Origin of the sequence: Blautia liquoris, from assembly GCF_015159595.1 — a bacterium.
GTDB classification, from domain to species: domain Bacteria; phylum Bacillota; class Clostridia; order Lachnospirales; family Lachnospiraceae; genus Novisyntrophococcus; species Novisyntrophococcus liquoris.
In genome coordinates this window covers 2893099-2909511 of record NZ_CP063304.1, presented here as the reverse complement: position 1 = coordinate 2909511, position 16413 = coordinate 2893099, and the positions used below count along the sequence as shown (strand labels likewise).

Annotated in this window: 15 protein-coding genes; 13 read left to right on the top strand and 2 right to left on the bottom strand. The window is 45.8% G+C overall.

Going from position 1 to position 16413, the window contains the following annotated elements; all coding sequences use genetic code 11:
• Nucleotides 1–23: 23 nt before the first annotated feature.
• Entirely contained in the window at nucleotides 24–1016 is a 993-nt protein-coding gene (locus tag INP51_RS13030; protein WP_193735260.1) for an aldo/keto reductase, read from the bottom strand.
• A gap of 159 nt (nucleotides 1017–1175) precedes the next feature.
• On the opposite strand from INP51_RS13030, the gene INP51_RS13025 reads away from it, so the two are divergent.
• The 4 genes from INP51_RS13025 to INP51_RS13010 are packed head-to-tail and all read left to right on the top strand — an operon-like array spanning nucleotide 1176 to nucleotide 4765.
• The gene (locus tag INP51_RS13025) at nucleotides 1176–1955 is read left to right on the top strand and encodes a lysophospholipid acyltransferase family protein (RefSeq protein WP_193735259.1); all 780 of its coding nucleotides are present in this window, start codon (nucleotides 1176–1178) and stop codon (nucleotides 1953–1955) included.
• 20 nt (nucleotides 1956–1975) lie between these two features.
• Complete coding sequence (locus INP51_RS13020; protein WP_193735258.1) at nucleotides 1976–2908, top strand: glycosyltransferase family 8 protein; 933 nt, start codon at nucleotides 1976–1978, stop codon at nucleotides 2906–2908.
• Nucleotides 2865–3869 (top strand): glycosyltransferase family 8 protein, encoded by a 1005-nt coding sequence (locus tag INP51_RS13015; RefSeq protein ID WP_193735257.1) that lies wholly within the window; start codon nucleotides 2865–2867, stop codon nucleotides 3867–3869. Before INP51_RS13020 ends, INP51_RS13015 begins: the two co-directional genes overlap by 44 nt.
• Nucleotides 3866–4765: a 1-acyl-sn-glycerol-3-phosphate acyltransferase gene (locus tag INP51_RS13010; RefSeq protein WP_193735256.1), complete on the top strand. Its 900-nt coding sequence runs from the start codon at nucleotides 3866–3868 to the stop codon at nucleotides 4763–4765. The genes INP51_RS13015 and INP51_RS13010 overlap by 4 nt, the downstream gene beginning before the upstream one ends.
• Before the next feature lie 2 nt (nucleotides 4766–4767).
• On the opposite strand, the gene INP51_RS13005 is transcribed toward INP51_RS13010, so the two are convergent.
• Nucleotides 4768–5694 carry an AraC family transcriptional regulator gene (locus INP51_RS13005; protein ID WP_193735255.1) on the bottom strand — a complete coding sequence of 309 codons (927 nt, stop codon included), beginning with the start codon at nucleotides 5692–5694 and terminating at the stop codon, nucleotides 4768–4770.
• 254 nt (nucleotides 5695–5948) lie between these two features.
• On the opposite strand from INP51_RS13005, the gene INP51_RS13000 reads away from it, so the two are divergent.
• From INP51_RS13000 to INP51_RS12960, 9 genes are all read left to right on the top strand, one after another.
• Complete coding sequence (locus tag INP51_RS13000; RefSeq protein WP_193735254.1) at nucleotides 5949–7235, top strand: Gfo/Idh/MocA family protein; 1287 nt, start codon at nucleotides 5949–5951, stop codon at nucleotides 7233–7235.
• A 23-nt stretch (nucleotides 7236–7258) separates the two neighbouring features.
• Nucleotides 7259–8569, top strand: a complete 1311-nt coding sequence (locus INP51_RS12995) for an ABC transporter substrate-binding protein (protein WP_193735253.1) — start codon at nucleotides 7259–7261, stop codon at nucleotides 8567–8569.
• Nucleotides 8570–8582: 13 nt separating this feature from the next.
• Complete coding sequence (locus INP51_RS12990; protein WP_193735252.1) at nucleotides 8583–9515, top strand: carbohydrate ABC transporter permease; 933 nt, start codon at nucleotides 8583–8585, stop codon at nucleotides 9513–9515.
• A gap of 17 nt (nucleotides 9516–9532) precedes the next feature.
• Complete coding sequence (locus INP51_RS12985) at nucleotides 9533–10360, top strand: carbohydrate ABC transporter permease (RefSeq protein ID WP_230406806.1); 828 nt, start codon at nucleotides 9533–9535, stop codon at nucleotides 10358–10360.
• 212 nt (nucleotides 10361–10572) lie between these two features.
• Nucleotides 10573–10743 (top strand): hypothetical protein, encoded by a 171-nt coding sequence (locus tag INP51_RS12980; protein ID WP_193735251.1) that lies wholly within the window; start codon nucleotides 10573–10575, stop codon nucleotides 10741–10743.
• Between the two features lie 195 nt (nucleotides 10744–10938).
• On the top strand, nucleotides 10939–12339 hold the full coding sequence (hydA, locus tag INP51_RS12975; protein ID WP_193735250.1) for a dihydropyrimidinase: 1401 nt from the start codon (nucleotides 10939–10941) through the stop codon (nucleotides 12337–12339).
• A gap of 268 nt (nucleotides 12340–12607) precedes the next feature.
• Nucleotides 12608–13609 (top strand): uroporphyrinogen decarboxylase family protein, encoded by a 1002-nt coding sequence (locus tag INP51_RS12970; protein WP_193735249.1) that lies wholly within the window; start codon nucleotides 12608–12610, stop codon nucleotides 13607–13609.
• 19 nt (nucleotides 13610–13628) lie between these two features.
• Complete coding sequence (locus INP51_RS12965) at nucleotides 13629–14924, top strand: MFS transporter (RefSeq protein ID WP_193735248.1); 1296 nt, start codon at nucleotides 13629–13631, stop codon at nucleotides 14922–14924.
• Between the two features lie 283 nt (nucleotides 14925–15207).
• Complete coding sequence (locus tag INP51_RS12960) at nucleotides 15208–16380, top strand: BMP family ABC transporter substrate-binding protein (protein ID WP_193735247.1); 1173 nt, start codon at nucleotides 15208–15210, stop codon at nucleotides 16378–16380.
• Nucleotides 16381–16413: the final 33 nt, after the last annotated feature.

The following is a 16413-nucleotide window of genomic DNA, read 5'->3' as shown; positions in this document are numbered from 1 at the left end:
GTGTTGCCGTTTTCAATAACTTCTTATTCTAATGATATTTCATCAATCTTTCTCAGTTCTTCTTTTGTAAAGTTCGTATTCTCCAGTGCCTTGATATTGTCAAGGATCTGGGAAGACATCGAAGCACCGATCAGGACACTTGTGACTTCTCCGTCACGTAGAATCCAGGCAAGCGACATTTCCGCCAGGGTCTGTCCACGCCTTTTGGCGAGATCATTCAGCCTGTGGATCTGTGACATACGTTTCTCGGTCAGCGAAGAAGCGTTCAGGAAACGACCGTCTGTCTTGATTCGGCTGTGATCCGGGATTCCATGCAGATACCGGTCCGTGAGCAGTCCCTGTTCCAGCGGACTAAAAGAAATAATCCCTTTCCCGAGTTTGACAGAGGTCTCTTTCAGTCCGTTCTTCTCGATCGTCCGATCAAAGATGTTGTAACGGTTCTGATTGATGATAAATGGGCAGTGCAGATCATCCAGAATGGCTGCCGCTCTTTTAAGTGTCTCTCCGTCATAGTTGGACAGTCCCACGTAAAGTGCTTTTCCGCTTGTCACGGCCTGTGAGAGCGCACCCATGGTTTCCGCAAGCGGAGTGTCAGGGTCCATGCGGTGATGATAGAAGATATCCACATAATCAAGCCCCATACGTCTCAGGCTCTGATCGAGACTTGCCATAAGATATTTGCGGCTTCCCCAGTTTCCGTAGGGGCCGTCCCACATATCGTAACCGGCCTTGGTACTGATCACCAGTTCATCGCGATATGCCTGGAAGTTTTCTCTTAGAATCCGTCCGAGATTCTTCTCGGCGCTTCCGGGTGCAGGTCCATAATTATTTGCAAGGTCAAAGTGTGTAATCCCATGGTCGAAGGCAGTGAAAGTCAGTTCTTTCATGTTATCGTAAGAGGCAGTGTCGCCGAAATTATGCCAGAATCCCAGAGATATCGCCGGAAGCTTAAGCCCGCTGATTCCAGCATGAGGATAAAACATCGATTCATAACGTTTGGATGAAGCCTGATACATAAGAAAACCCTCCTTTTGTCGTGCTGCCCTGCGTCTTGGGACGTCGGCGCAGCATCTTTTTGTCACTCTTAAGTATACTTGAAATCCTGTATAATTGAAAGCATTTTTGTCAAAAGTATCTATAAGAGAATCTATTGACAAAGCTACCTTAAAGGTTATGTGAAACTAGTGATCAGATACTATAAAACCTATTTTGATGATTTTGTAACAAGCCGGGATCAGTCCTACAAACTTCCGCCCGATTACACCTGGATCTGTGAACATGCAGGCCACCGGGTTTTATCTGCCCTGATTTATCGTCTCGGTGAGGCGGCAGCTTTTTTCTACTGCAGATTCATCCTGCATGTGCAGATCAAAAATCGAAAGATTTTAAGAAAATATCGCGGCATGGGCTGCTTTATCTACGGGAATCATACACAGCCTGCGGGGGATGCATGGATCCCGATTCGAGCGGTATTTCCCAGACGAGGTTATGCGGTGGTAAGTCCGGCAAATTTAAAAGTACCGGTACTCGGCCCACTTCTCCCTTACCTGGGTGCTCTGCCGGTGCCGGATGGTACGGATGGGATGAAAAAATTCCAGCAGGCCATCCGGCAGAGAATCCTTGAGAAATGCTGCATCGTACTTTACCCGGAGGCTCATGTCTGGCCGTGGTGCACCAGGATCCGTCCATTCGGGACAGCATCCTTTACCTATCCGGTGCGGTACAAAGTTCCTTCTTTTTGTATGACAACCACTTATCAGAAGCGAAGACACCACAAAAAGCCAAAAGTCACAGTCTATATCGACGGACCCTTTTACCCGGATGGGCAGATGCAATACAAAGAACAAAAGAAAGGACTGCGCGATGAGATCTATCAATGCATGCTTAGGCGCAGTCGGGAAAATACCTGTACATACGTAATCTATGAACAGGAAACCAAACAGAAAAAAAGTTGACAGGAAGAGGAGAAGACTTTATGAATATCCTTTATTGCGGGGACCAAAAGATGGAAGACGGCCTGCTGCTCTCCACTTTATCAATCCTAAATCACACAGAGGATCCGCTGCACATCTTCGTGCTGACGATGAGACTTTCAACCGAAACCAGAAATTACAATCCAATCTCGTCTTGGTTTGCCGAAGATCTAAAGCGACTGGTCAAGGAGAAAAATTCTGAAAATCAAGTCACACGAGTTGACCTTACAGAAACATTTTCAAGGGAAATGCCGTATGCCAATCTGGATACGCACTTCACTCCATATTGCATGCTGAGACTTTTTGCAGACAAGATTCCGATTCCGCCTCAATCAGCCGCTGCGTGCCCGACATCTTTTTTGGACCGTATCCTCTATCTGGATGCCGATGTCATATGCCGCAGAGACTTTTCTGACTTTTATCATCAGGATTTATCGGGATATGAAATTGCAGGCGTGCCCGATCACTATGGCCGCTGGCTCTATAGCAGGGACATTCGCAGGATGGATTATCTGAATTCCGGGGTTCTCCTCCTAAACATGGAAGCAATCAAAAAAACCCGTCTTATGGAAAAATGTAGGGAACTTTGTGCGGACAAACAGATGTTTTTGCCCGACCAGACAGCGCTGAACCGGCTGTGCAGCTCGAAGAAAAAACTTCCCCGACGGTTCAATGAACAGCGAAAACTGAAGGAAAACACCGTATTTCAGCATTTTACAACGAGCTTTCGCATCCTCCCATGGCTTCACACAGTGACGGTAAAGCCGTGGGAGGTAGAAAAGATGCACAGCAAGCTGAAACTGCATGAATACGATTCTCTGCTTGAGACATTCACGCAGATATCAGAAACACGAAAGAAACAAAATCAGCAGAAAGATCAGGTGGAAACAGATGAACAGGGAAAAAGAATCGATACCAATTTTCTTTACCATTGACGATGGCTATGCGCCATTTCTCGGTGTGGCATTATCTTCCATGTTGAAAAATGCCTCCCGGGATTACCATTATGAAGTATTCGTGATTTACCAGGAACTAAGCCGACAAAATCGTGAAAAGCTCGCTTCCTGCAAGACCGGGCAGAGCGAGATTCACTTTGTGCGGATGAAAGAAAAGCTGGAAATGATACAGGACCATATTTCAAATCGCCTGCGTGCGGATTATTTTACACTTACTATTTATTTCCGATTGTTTATTCCCGAGATGTTTCCTCAGTTTGACAAGGGAATCTATCTGGACAGCGATATTGTCGTTCCCGGCGATATCTCACGGCTGTATCAGACGCAACTTGGTGATCATCTGCTGGGTGCTGCGGTTGATCCCGCGGTGTCAGAGATCCCGGAACTGGAAAGGTATGTAAGACTTTGCGTGGGCGTGGATCCCGGAAAGTACTTTAACTCCGGAGTTTTGCTCATGAACTTAAGAGAACTCAGAAAAGCGAACCTGGCAGGGCGTTTTCTGCGAATGCTGAGCCGCTACCACTTTGATACAATTGCACCGGATCAGGACTATCTCAATGCACTGTGCAGCGGGCGAGTCACCTATCTGTCAAAAGAGTGGGATACGATGCCTTCCGTTTCGAATAAGAAGAAACCAGAAACAGCAATTGATAACGGCGAAATCAATTACGAAACGGGAGTTCCCAAACTGATTCATTACAACCTGTTCGCCAAGCCCTGGTATTACGATGGAATCCAATATGAAGAATACTTCTGGCATTACGCCCCCGATTCGGGGTTTCTGGATGAAATCCAGAATATAAAAGCATCGTACACAGACAAGGACAGACAGTCGGACAGCGAGCATATGGCTCTGATCATCGCAAGAGGCGATAATTCCAGCAAGAATCCGGTGACGTTTCGAATCGTTTTTACGGAGGGAAAAGAGGCACGCTTATGATAATCAAAGATGAAAGAGAGCAGGTCATTGACAACATACGAGCAGCGATTCTGGAGGGTGATTTCCACCGAAAGGTAGAGGTGGGCGATCCGGTGCTTGCGGCTGTTCAAAAGGAAAAACTGCTCAGCTGGTATCTGAAAGAGAAGAATACGCTGCATTTTAAAGGGAAAACCCTTGCGGCGCGCAAAGCGGCAAATGTCGCGACCCGCCAAATCAATCGAATGACAGTCATTCGGGGGATTGAGCATGCCTCTATGATTCGCAGCGGTGCAATTGTGACCAGCAATCATTTTAATCCCATAGACAATACCATCGTGCGATATCTCGCATGGAATCTGGGAAAAGATCGCCTTCCCATCGTCAGCCAGGTGACGAACCTTGCGATGACTGGTCTGGTGGGATTTCTGATGAAATATGCTGATATCCTGCCGATCAGTGACATTCCCGGATATATAACGGCGGACTTTGAACCACTTCTGAAAAAAGAGCTGGATGAGAAAAACTATGTCCTTATTTACCCGGAGCAGGAGATGTGGTTTAATTACCAAAAGCCACGTCCATTGAAACGGGGTGCCTACTACTATGCAGCTAAATTTCAGGTACCCGTGATTTCCTGCTTTGTAGAGATGAGAGCACAGCAGCAGCTGCAGACCCCCATGTTCCATGAGGTACAGTATGTGATGCACGTACTTCCTGCAATCTATCCGGATTCTGCTAAAACTGTGCGGGAGAACAGCTTTGCCATGTGTGCACAGGACTATGAGCAGAAAAAACACGCCTATGAAGAAATCCGCCGCGAACCGCTGAACTATACCTTCCAGGAAAAAGACATAGCAGGATGGGTACAGCCGCCTCAGACGGATGGTTTTTCACCAAAACAATTAGCTGGAAAGTGATTTTAAGAGTTTCCTCCGATACCTTGTGAGAGTCCTTTGACCGATGAGGCATAGTGAAATGGGGACATTCCGGTTACGGTTTTGAAACGCTTTGAAAAGTGCTGAAGTGAGTTGTATCCGAGATAATGTGCAATTTCCGTCAGATTCATGCTCCCATCCCGGATGATATCCTTTGAGTGCTCAATCTTCATCTGATGGAAGTACTCGATCACTCCGCATCCTTTCTGATCATGAAAAAGAGACTGCAGTGTCGAGGAACTGATATAAAAGGCATTGCAGATATCCCGGACCTTCAAAGGCTCACAGATATGTAACTCCATGTACGTTATAATCCGTGAAAAGCTGTATACCTTCCTGGAGTTGTCTTCACAGATTGATCTTTTGACGATTTCTTCCGTATAACTTCCATCCCTGGATGATCTGGGGTGATTACGCTGCACCAAAACCAAAAACTCCTCCAGATAGAGCAGAATCATCTGCTGAGAACCAAAAGGAGGATCCAAGGCAGGCAGAACCTGTTCCACTGTGGGAACATGTAGGGGCGTGGTAAAAGCCACACGTGCCTCGGCGACAATTTTTGCTATCAGAGTTTTCTCCTGAGAATTCAAAGATGTCACCTTTTCATCGAAGTGCCTCATCGCATCCGAATCGCAGAGAAACGAAATCGCCACCAGATTCGGTGCCTTATGCCCCACCGATTTAATCGAATGGAATTCATTAGGCTTGTGAAAGATAATATTCCCGGATTTCAGCTGATACTCTTTGGAATCGGCCCAGACAATCACTGTCCCCTGGTCTACGTATAAAAACTCCCAGAAATCATGGGACTCTCCCCGAAATTCAAACTCCTTCATATATTCGAAATAGTGAATTGTAACAATCTTTTCAATGGAAATTTCCTTTTTTAACTCTGTTGGAACGTATGTCATAAACAGTCGCCACCTGACCTTTCGTAAGACGCTGACCTCTATGAAGAACCCTTCTCCTATCTCCTTATATCTTATGCTGTATTCTAGCATAGTGGATTTACTAATTCAAGTCAGTATTGACAAAAAATCGGATAAAACAGCAAAAAATATAGAGAATTCAAGAAGTTTTGTCCGCAAAAAGATGTGATAATATATTAATCTATATCGTTCAATATACGGATTTCGATATACGGAGTGTAAAGGAGGATTCAAAGATGAGCAAACAAGTAACAGTAGCGATTGCGGGACTGGGCAGCAGAGGAAAGGATACCTATGCACCGACTGCAAAGATGTTTCCGGACAAGATGAAGATTGTGGCAATCGCAGATATTGATCCGAAGAAGGTTTCTGATGTCGCAAAAGAGTACGGCATTCCGGAATCTGCCTGCTATACCAGTGCAGAGGAAATGCTCAAAGAAGATCAGCTGGCGGATGTCATGTTTATCGCGACCCAGGACCGCCAACATGTAAAACAGGCAATTCCGGCACTGAAAAAAGGCTACGACCTGCTGATGGAGAAACCGATCTCCCCGGATCTCGACGAGTGCAGAGAATGTGTCAAAGTTGCGAATGAATGCGGAAGAAAAATCGTTGTCTGTCATGTACTGAGATATACGCCATACTATACAAAACTCAAAGAAGTGATAGATAGCGGTGTGATCGGCGAGATCGTCGACATCATGGCTCTTGAAAATGTTTTATACTGGCATCAGGCTCACAGCTTTGTCCGCGGGAACTGGAGAAATTCCGATACGACAAGTCCGATGATATTGCAGAAATGCTGCCATGATTTCGATCTGCTCTTATGGCTTTCCGGAAAGACCTGTGATTCTGTGTCATCCTTTGGAAATACGTATTATTTTAAAAAAGAAAATGCACCCGAAGGTGCAACTTTATATTGCATGGGCGGATGTAAGGCAAAAGCGGACTGTCCCTTTGATGCCGAGAAAATCTACATCACAAGCGAGAGAACAGGTGTGGCAAATGGAAAAACCGGATGGCCGGCAGATGTCGTGGCACAGCATCCAACCGTTGAGAACATCACTGAGGCCATCAAAACCGGTCCTTATGGAAGATGCGTCTACATGTGCGACAACAACGTCGTTGATCATCAGGTTGTGAATATGAACATGACCGACAATACAACCATGACGCTGACCATGTGTGCCTTCGACGCGACGGGATCCAGATATCAGAAATTCATGGGGACCAAGGGTGAGATTATCGCAGACCTCTCCGAAAATACCATAAAAGTGACCCCATTTGGCGGCGAAACCGAGGTGATTGATGTCTCCAAACTCGCATCTGATTTTTCGGGTCACGCCGGCGGAGACAGTCGTATGGTAGAAGAATTCATCGACATGGTTGCCGAGGGAAAAGAACCCGAGGGGAATATCACATCCATCGAACGTTCGATGGAAAGCCACTATTGTGCAATCGCAGCGGAAAAATCACGACTGAACAATGGGGAAGTTGTAAAGCTGGATTCGCTGAGATCATAAAAAATCATGAAGGAGACACAGCTATGAAAAAATCGAAATATATTTTATCTTTGGGGCTTGGTGTTCTTATGAGTGCCATGTTACTGACTGGATGTGGCGGCAGTAATGACGGCAAGGACAGCAAAGGCGGCAAGGCATCCGCAAAGAAAGAGAAGATTACCATTGGAATCTGGAGCGAAGAGCAAAAACCTACAACTCAGGCATTGATTGACGCATACAAAAAGGAACATAAAGATATAGATATTTCCATTCAGCTGACTCCCTATAAGGGTGGAGAGTATTGGACGAAACTTGAGGCTTCTGCGACAGGTGGTACTGCACCGGATGTATTCTGGATGAATACTTTACACGCACAAGATTACAAAGAGGGCGGAATTCTCGCAGACCTTACAGATTATATTAAAAAGTCTGATCTGGATCTGGAAAAAGACTTCCCGGAAGCATTAGTTGAAAATTATACATTTGACGATGCTGTCTATGCAATTCCAAAAGACTTTGACACTAGTGGTTTGTTCTATAACAAGGATTTCTTCGACAAGGCCAATCTGGAGTATCCTACAGACGACTGGACATGGGATGATTTTGTAAGCGCAGCAAGAAAGTTGAAAGAAGCAGGACTGGACGAGGGTACTTATGCACTAGCCGCACCTCTTGACTTCCAGACCGACTATTATCCCACCGTTTATGCCAAAGGCGGATGGATCTTAAATGACGATAAAACAGAGACCGGTTATAACGATCCGAAGACACAAGAAGGCATTCAGATGTGGATTGATCTGATTGACGAAGAGTTGTCACCAAGTCTTGCCACAATGACAGATACATCGGCGGATGCGATGTTTGAGGCAGGTAAGATCGGCATGCTGATGGGCGGGTCCTATATGTTGGTAGAATATCAGGCAAACGATGCAATCAATAACAAGATTGATGTCGTTGAATTTCCCGAAGTGGACGGTGTGGAGCCAAATGTGATCAATGGACTTGGCTACTCTGTATTCGAGGGCAGCAAGAATAAAGATGCAGCTGCAGATTTTGCCATCTGGCTTGGCGGAGCAGAAGCGATGAAGATCCAGGGAGAAAAAGGTGCCGTAATTTCTGCAAGAAATGATGCACAAAAGTACTTCGCCGAGGCAAATAAAGACTTAAATCTTGCAGCATTTACCAATCATGCAGATGTGGCGAATCCCCTTCCCGTATGCAAGTCTTCCGCAGAACTTTACGATCTGGAGGCAAATGAATTAAAGTGGGCTTACAGTGGGGAAAAGACACTGCAGGAAGCATGCAGCAGCTTAAAAGAAAAGGCAGATGAGGTACTTGACAAAATGAATAAGTAAGTAGGTGCAGTCTATGAATAATATAAAAAATGTGCAGGCGAAACAGAAAAAAAAGAAGCATATTTCAAAAGGTAAGAAAAATGAATGGATTGCGGCTTACATCTTTATTGCTCCGTTAGTGATTGGATTACTGATATTTTATATCTATCCGTTTTTCCAGAACTTCTGGTTCAGTTTCAATGAGGTGAATCGCTTCAATGTAAGTACCTTTACAGGGCTTGAAAATTACAAAACACTGGTAAAAGACAAAGAGCTGTTCCGGACACTGGGTAACACACTAAAGTATGTTGTGATCACGGTGCCAGTCGGAATCTGTCTGTCATTGTTTCTGGCGGCACTTTTGAATACGAAAATCAAGGGGACTTCTCTTTACAGGACGATCTTTTTTCTCCCGTCCGTTACGATGTCAGTGGCAATCGCTCTGGTGTGGAAATGGATGTACAATGGTGATTTCGGAATCCTCAATATGGTTCTTGGTGTATTTGGAATCAAAGGACAAAACTGGCTTTCCAATCCGAAACTGGCCTTGTATATGGTCATGATTGTGGGAATCTGGATGTCGGTCGGCTACAACATGATTATCTTTCTGGCCGGGATGCAGGGCATCTCACAGACGTATTATGAAGCCGCCGCTCTTGACGGAGCGGGGCCCGTCAAACAGTTTTTCAAGATCACGATACCACTTGTAACTCCGACGATATTTTTTGTTATGATCACTTCCATCATCGGCGGGTTTCAGGTATTCGATACAATCTATATGATGATTGGAAAGACGAGTCTGGCATATGAAAAAACACAGACATTGGTGATGATGTTCTATCGGTATGCGTTCGATTATGGAGAGAAAGGATATGCTGCGGCGATATCTATCTTCATCTTTGCAATCATCCTGCTGATTACAATCTTCCAGTTTGTCATGCAGAAAAAGTGGATCAACTATGATTGAGAGGGGAGTGAACAACATTGCAGAATAAAAGAAAAGTCCAGCACCTAATCATACACATCCTGCTGATCATCGGTGTTGCCGCTACAATTGTACCATTTATCTGGATGGTCTTTACTTCTTTCAAGACGACGGGAGAGGCGATGGCAATTCCGCCCACCATATTCCCGAAGAAATTCAGGATGGATGCTTACAAAAAGATTATCCATTCCCTGCCCTTTGCAAAAGTATACCTGAATACATTTATATCGACGATTGTAACCGTTGTAGGTCAGGTGGTTATCTGTACGATGGCAGCATATGCCTTCGCCAGACTGGAATTTCCTGGAAAGAATGTAATCTTCATCGTGATCCTGTCAATCCTGATGGTGCCGGGACAGATTTTCCTGGTTCCCCAGTACATGGTAATTATGAAGATGGGATTGCTGGACACACTGCCGGCGCTCTTCCTGCCAAATCTGTTCAGTGCGTTCGGAACCTTCATGATGCGTCAGTTCTTTATGACAATCCCAAAAGAACTGGAAGAAGCAGCGATACTGGATGGATGTAATCAATTCCAGATCTTTGGACGGATCATGGTGCCGCTTGTAAAATCAGGACTCTCCGCATTAATCATCTTCACGGCAAAATTTGCGTGGAATGATTTTATGTGGCCGCTGATTGTCAACACATCACCGGAGAAAATGACACTGGGGCCTTCCCTTTCTACGCTGCAGGGACAATATACCACCGACTATCCGGCACAGATGGCAGGAGCCGTCATGGCCGTGATACCGATGATCGTAATGTTCTTCGTCTTCCAGAAACAATTCGTTGAAGGCGTGGCACAGTCGGGAATCAAAGGATAAAGAGAAAAAGTAATCGCCATCGTGCGGTTACTTTTTTCGTAAAAAATTTCCAGATATGGAAGGTAATTATCTGCAAAAAGCTAAAAAATACATTGAAAAATCATCTGTTTTTTGTTATACTTTCTTATATAAGATTTATTCGGTATGTGAATGATGAACAAAAGAACAGCTAAGTCTGAATATACACGGATAGCAGGGAGGTGTGAATTGGTATGGATACAGGGATGGAAGGATTAAACAACGATAGAAAAAAGAAGGAAGGAAACTACAGTCTCCTGCTTCTCAGGCTTCTGGAAGACAGTACAGTTAGTTTAAGTGACATCAGGGATATGGCTTCCGATAAGGAATCCAGAGAAAAACTGTATCTGAGCTACGATGCTTGAAGAAAACGTTAGAAATAAAAAAAGACAGGCGCCACACAACAGGGAATATCCCGAGGTGTGGCGCCGATTTGTCTTGCGCATGCGGCAAGATATGTGTATACTTTGTATCATAACAGATCGAAAGAAAAGCAAGCGGCTCGAAAGGAGATCATTGCTTTTTAAAACCAGTCAGAACAAAAGCTAGGAGGTTTCTTTATGATAAAATTAGTGAAACATGGAATGATAGCCACGGAATCTGAAGTCTTTGAAGGAGATATCCTGATCGAAGATGAGAAAATCAGAGCCGTCGGACACGATCTGCCCGAGAAGGATGTGGATGAGGTAATTGATGCCGCCGGCAAATACGTGATGCCCGGTGCCGTGGATGTTCACACGCATATGGATCTTCAATCAGGTGCATACCGTGCGGTGGATGACTTTTATGACGGAACTGTTGCGGCGGCATGTGGCGGAACTACGACAATTGTAGATCATATGGCATTTGGTCCGGTTGGCTGCAGCCTCTGGCATCAGGTGAAAGAATATCACAGACTCGCCGATGACAAGGCCGTGATTGATTACGGTTTCCACGGTGTGATCCAACACGTCAATGATTCTGTTTTGAAAGAGATGGGAGAGATTGCAAAAAAAGAAGGAATCACCAGCTTTAAGATCTATATGACCTATGATTTTATGCTGAAAGACGATGAAATCTACCAGGTCTTGAAACAAGCGAAGGAAGACGGAATCGTTATAGCCGTTCACTGTGAAAATGACGGCGTCATCAATTATCTCAGGAAAAAGTATGTGGAGGAGGGCTGTACACAGCCAAAATACCATCCCTTAAGCCGTCCGGCGCGCTGCGAGGCAGAGGCAATCGACCGGATGCTGCATATATCTGCAATGGCCGGCGAGGCACCACTGTACATCGTGCATCTGTCCAGCAAAGAGGGACTTCTCGAGGTCATGAAAGCAAAGGCAAATCACCAGAAACACTTTGCAGCAGAGACCTGCACACAGTATCTGACACTCACAGATGATATATATCAGGATCCTCAGGAGGGCTTAAAAGCCATCATGTCCCCGCCGCTTCGCAAAAAAGAGGACAATGAGGCCCTGTGGCAGGCGCTGACCGACAATGTCATCGATACCGTCGGAACCGACCACTGCCCATTCAACTTCAAGAAAGAAAAACAGGCCGGCGCAAATGACTTTACAAAGACACCGGCCGGAGCACCAGGCGTGGAAGAGAGAGTCCGCGTCATGTTCTCAGAAGGTGTAGTAAAGGGAAGAATTACGATGCCTCAGATGGTCAAATATCTCTGCACCAACCCATGCCGCATGTATGGGCTTTATCCCGAGAAGGGCACCCTCCTTCCCGGGTACGATGCAGATCTTGTCATCCTTGATCCGAACAAAGAACGCACCCTCACCCATGCCGACATGCACAGTGCCGTGGATTACACCTGCTACGAAGGTTTCCATGTAAAAGGCGATATCGACCTCGTGATGCAGCGTGGAAACGTCATTGTCAAAGACAACAAATTCCTCGGAAAACGAGGAGACGGAAAATATCTGAAACGTCATAAGAGCGTATTAGCCGAGTACGATGACTGACAGAGATTTTTGTTTGATGAGATAGAGATATCCGGTGATGCAATTAAGTTTGCATCACCGGATATTTTTTTCATGCAGTGCTTCTTTTTATGTTCTGTATCTTTCGTACAAAGATCACCCCCCTGCAGCAGGAAGATTTTATACTGTCATCATGTAGGAATGAAGTTTCTGGGTCTATATAATAGAAGCAGTACATAATATGGGCAATAATATGGTCAGAGATTGTAAGAAAATCTGATGCGTAGAAGCCGAAAAGGAGGACGATTATATGCTTACGAAAAGACAGAATCTTCTTGAGACAATTCATGGAGGACATCCGGATCGATTTGTCAATCAGTATGAATTTATTCATATCATACTGGCTGACCCGCTTGGGATTACGGAGCCTTATCCGGAATATGGTCAGACAAACATCAAAAACGGATGGGGTGTGACCATGTCCTGGCCGGAGGGAACGCCGGGGCCGTTTCCGGTACACGATAATGCACACAAAGTAGTGAAAGACATCGAAGAATGGGAACAGGTCGTAAAAGCCCCGAATCTCAACTTTCCGGAAAGTCTGTGGGAGACAGCAATCGCGGAAGCAGAAAGTGTGAATCGCCAAGAACAGTTCACTGCACCATTTATTGCACCCGGTATATTTGAGAAAACACATAACCTGATGGGGATTGAGGAAGCCCTGATCAATCTGTACGAGGAACCGGAGAAGATGCATGATCTGATCAAATATCTGACAGAGTGGGAACTGGAATATGCGAGAACACTGTGTGATCATCTGCACCCCGATGCCATCTTCCACCACGATGACTGGGGAAGCCAGAAGTCAACATTTTTCTCGAGAGACATGTTCCAGGAATTTTTCCTGGACGCATATAAAGAGATTTACGGATACTACAGAGAACGCGGCGTTGAACTGATTGTCCATCACTCAGATTCCTATGCGGCGACATTGGTTCCCGATATGATTGATATGGGAGTCGACATCTGGCAGGGCGTCATGACTACGAATAATATTCCAGAGCTGATAAAAAATTATGGCAAAGAAATCTCATTTATGGGCGGAATCAACTCGGCGACCGTCGATCATCCGGGCTGGACAAGAGAAGAAGTCCATCAGGAAGTCGAAAGAGCCTGCCGTGAATACGGTAGCCTGTACTTTATTCCGAATACCACGCAAGGACTTGCGATGTCTACCTTTGAAGGAGTCTACGATGCTGTCTCGGAGGAGATCGATCAGATGAGTAAAAAGATGATCAAGGCTTCGAATTAATGAGGATGGGGTGGTAGTTATGAACATGGAAAAGCGATCGAAAACTCAGAATCTGTTGTTGATGATTACGTTGTTCATCAGCACAGCCAGCATCATGGGAGACTGTGTTGTGGGGGTCGTAACATCCGTACTATATAAGCAATACGATGCCTGGGCGGTTAATCTGATGATCTCAGGACCCAGTATCGCAGGATTGATTATGTGCCCGCTTGCCGGGCGTATGTGTGACAAGATGGATAAAAAGAAAATCATGCTTGTCGGGTACATACTATATGCCATATCCGCAATCAGCGGGGTGGCAGTCGATAACCAGATCTACATCATTGTGATGCGTTTTGTGGCAACCGGAATATCGTATGGCCTGACAAGTACGGCTGCCCTGGGAATCATCGCAGAATGTTATGCAGATGAGGAATTCCGGGGAAAGGTCATCGGATGGTACAACGCGGCGATGGCCCTGATCGGAGGAGTCATGGGGTTAATCGCCGGCGTACTCGGAGCCAGAGACTGGAAACTTGCCTGGGCGGTCAACTGGTTTGCAGTGCCGGTCATCCTCATGATCCTGTTCTTCGTGCCGGCTTGTCCGCCGATCCACACATCGGAGGTTCCGGCGGATGGCGAAAATGTCAAAAAGGGGACGGATACGAAGGCAAAAGGTGAAAAAGGCTGGTATAAGCCGCTGATACCACTTCTGGCGTCATTCTTCGTGATGGGACTATGCTACTATACCATCATCACGATGATGGATCTGTATGTGGCCGACAATCAGCTCGGAACTTCGGCGTTTACTGGACTTCTCGGCACCGTGGGAACGGTAGGATCCTTTATCGCCTGTTCGGCCTTTGGCTACGTATACAAAAAACTGCAGGACAAAAGCGCCATACCGTCGTATCTGATCATGGCCGTATCATTTCTTTTGCTAGGACTGTTCCCATCGAAGCCGATGGCACTTATCACCTGTACAATTATGGGTGCAGCCTGGGGAAATGCTTATTCATATTGGTGGATGCGATGTACGGTTGTGGTGCCGGAAAATATGGCGGGAACGGCAATCGGGATCACGGGAACCATCAATTCCATCTGTGGATTCCCGGTTCCATACATTTTCCTGTTTCTGAAAGGACTGATGAATACCGGCAATTCCGCAAGGGTATTCCCTGTGTATGCGGTGGTCAGTCTGGTTGTGGCAGTCACCGCATCGGATATCATATCAAAGGTGCGAGGGCGGCAGCAAGTGCGTAAAAGAGCGCAACTGATCGAGGAGAAACAGAATAACCCAGAGAAAAAAGAGAAGTGCTGCAAGTTAAGAATGTAGTGCTTCTTTTTTTGCTTTTTTAAAATTTGTCATATCGTATACTGTGTATCTATAGATACTACCAATATATGCACAAAATGTTTTGGGATTTTTGACCGGAAGTTTCTCTCATGATTTTTGCATAAATGCTGAAAGTATATTCATAATTTATTCGACAAATAATTGAGACAACATACGGCAATGCAAGGGGTTCTCCAGGGCTGTTTTCTTGACAGAATCGTATTTGGATTATACGATAAAGCTGAAATTCAAGTCGATCAATGGATTGTTATAGGAGGACAGTATGAAAAAGAAGATTTTAAGTACTTTATTGGGTGCAGCTCTGGCCGTGAGTATGTTTGCAGGCTGCGGCACTCCGGCATCTGAAACAGGAAATGTAAAATCCGAAAGCTCAAAGAGAGAAACATCCTCGGGTATTGCCAAAGAAAAGATCAAAGTCGGATTCGTACATGTTTCGGATCCCAGTGATATGGGATATACCTATAATCAGGATCTTGGAACTAAGGAAATGCAGAAGACACTGGGACTTGGCGATGATCAGATTGTCAATAAGTTTAACGTTCCGGAAGGCGCTGAATGTGACACGGCCTTAAGAGAACTGGTCGACGCAGGCTGTAATATTATATTCGCGACAAGTTTCGGTTTTGAGGACTACGTAAAAGGGGTGGCGGCCGAGTATCCGGACATACAGTTCTGCCATGCAACGGGAAATCAGGCTAAAGACTCCGGACTCGACAATATGCACAACTATTTTGCATCCATCTATGAGGCACGCTATCTGGGCGGCATCGCCGCAGGTCTTAAGACAAAGAGCAATCATCTCGGCTACGTTGCGGCATTTCCTTATGCAGAGGTGATCAGCGGTTATACCGCGTTCTATCTGGGGGCAAAGAGTGTCAACCCGGATGTCACTATGGACATTATTTACACCAACACATGGAATGACCCGACGGTCGAATCCCAGGTATCCAAGGCACTGGTGGAACGCGGATGCGATGTGATTTCCCAGCACTCGGATTCCACGGCTCCGGCGACTACCGCAGAGGAAAATGACGCATTCCAGGTGGGATATAACAACGATATGATCGAGGCGGCACCTAAGGCTTCTCTGATCTCGGCACGTATCGACTGGGGTATCTATGTGACGGAAGCAGTAAAAGATGTCATCGAGGGAAAAGAGATTCCCGTCGACTGGTGCCGGGGACTAAAAGATGACGCTGTCTATATGTCACCGCTGAACACGGATATCGCGGCAGAGGGAACGCAGGAAGCCATCGATCAGGCAGCGGAGAAGATCAAGTCCGGCGAACTTCATGTATTTGAAGGTCCGCTTGGCGGAACAGACCCGGAGGGTGAGAAGATCGAAATTGCCGAAGGCGACTATTATAAAGAACAGGAAGAACAGTCCGCTCCGTCGTGGAGTTACATCATCGATGGATGCAATGTGATCGAGTAATCATTTTTGAGACAGAGGAAGGATAGAGAAGTT

Coding starts and splice junctions, on each gene's coding strand:
- INP51_RS12995 (WP_193735253.1), top strand. CDS start 7,259: ATGAAAAAATCGAAATATATTTTATCTTTGGGGCTTGGTGTTCTTATG.
- INP51_RS13005 (WP_193735255.1), bottom strand. CDS start 5,694: ATGACATACGTTCCAACAGAGTTAAAAAAGGAAATTTCCATTGAAAAG.
- INP51_RS13015 (WP_193735257.1), top strand. CDS start 2,865: ATGAACAGGGAAAAAGAATCGATACCAATTTTCTTTACCATTGACGAT.
- INP51_RS13030 (WP_193735260.1), bottom strand. CDS start 1,016: ATGTATCAGGCTTCATCCAAACGTTATGAATCGATGTTTTATCCTCAT.
- INP51_RS13020 (WP_193735258.1), top strand. CDS start 1,976: ATGAATATCCTTTATTGCGGGGACCAAAAGATGGAAGACGGCCTGCTG.
- INP51_RS13010 (WP_193735256.1), top strand. CDS start 3,866: ATGATAATCAAAGATGAAAGAGAGCAGGTCATTGACAACATACGAGCA.
- INP51_RS12980 (WP_193735251.1), top strand. CDS start 10,573: ATGGATACAGGGATGGAAGGATTAAACAACGATAGAAAAAAGAAGGAA.
- hydA (WP_193735250.1), top strand. CDS start 10,939: ATGATAAAATTAGTGAAACATGGAATGATAGCCACGGAATCTGAAGTC.
- INP51_RS12970 (WP_193735249.1), top strand. CDS start 12,608: ATGCTTACGAAAAGACAGAATCTTCTTGAGACAATTCATGGAGGACAT.
- INP51_RS12960 (WP_193735247.1), top strand. CDS start 15,208: ATGAAAAAGAAGATTTTAAGTACTTTATTGGGTGCAGCTCTGGCCGTG.
- INP51_RS12990 (WP_193735252.1), top strand. CDS start 8,583: ATGAATAATATAAAAAATGTGCAGGCGAAACAGAAAAAAAAGAAGCAT.
- INP51_RS13000 (WP_193735254.1), top strand. CDS start 5,949: ATGAGCAAACAAGTAACAGTAGCGATTGCGGGACTGGGCAGCAGAGGA.
- INP51_RS12965 (WP_193735248.1), top strand. CDS start 13,629: ATGAACATGGAAAAGCGATCGAAAACTCAGAATCTGTTGTTGATGATT.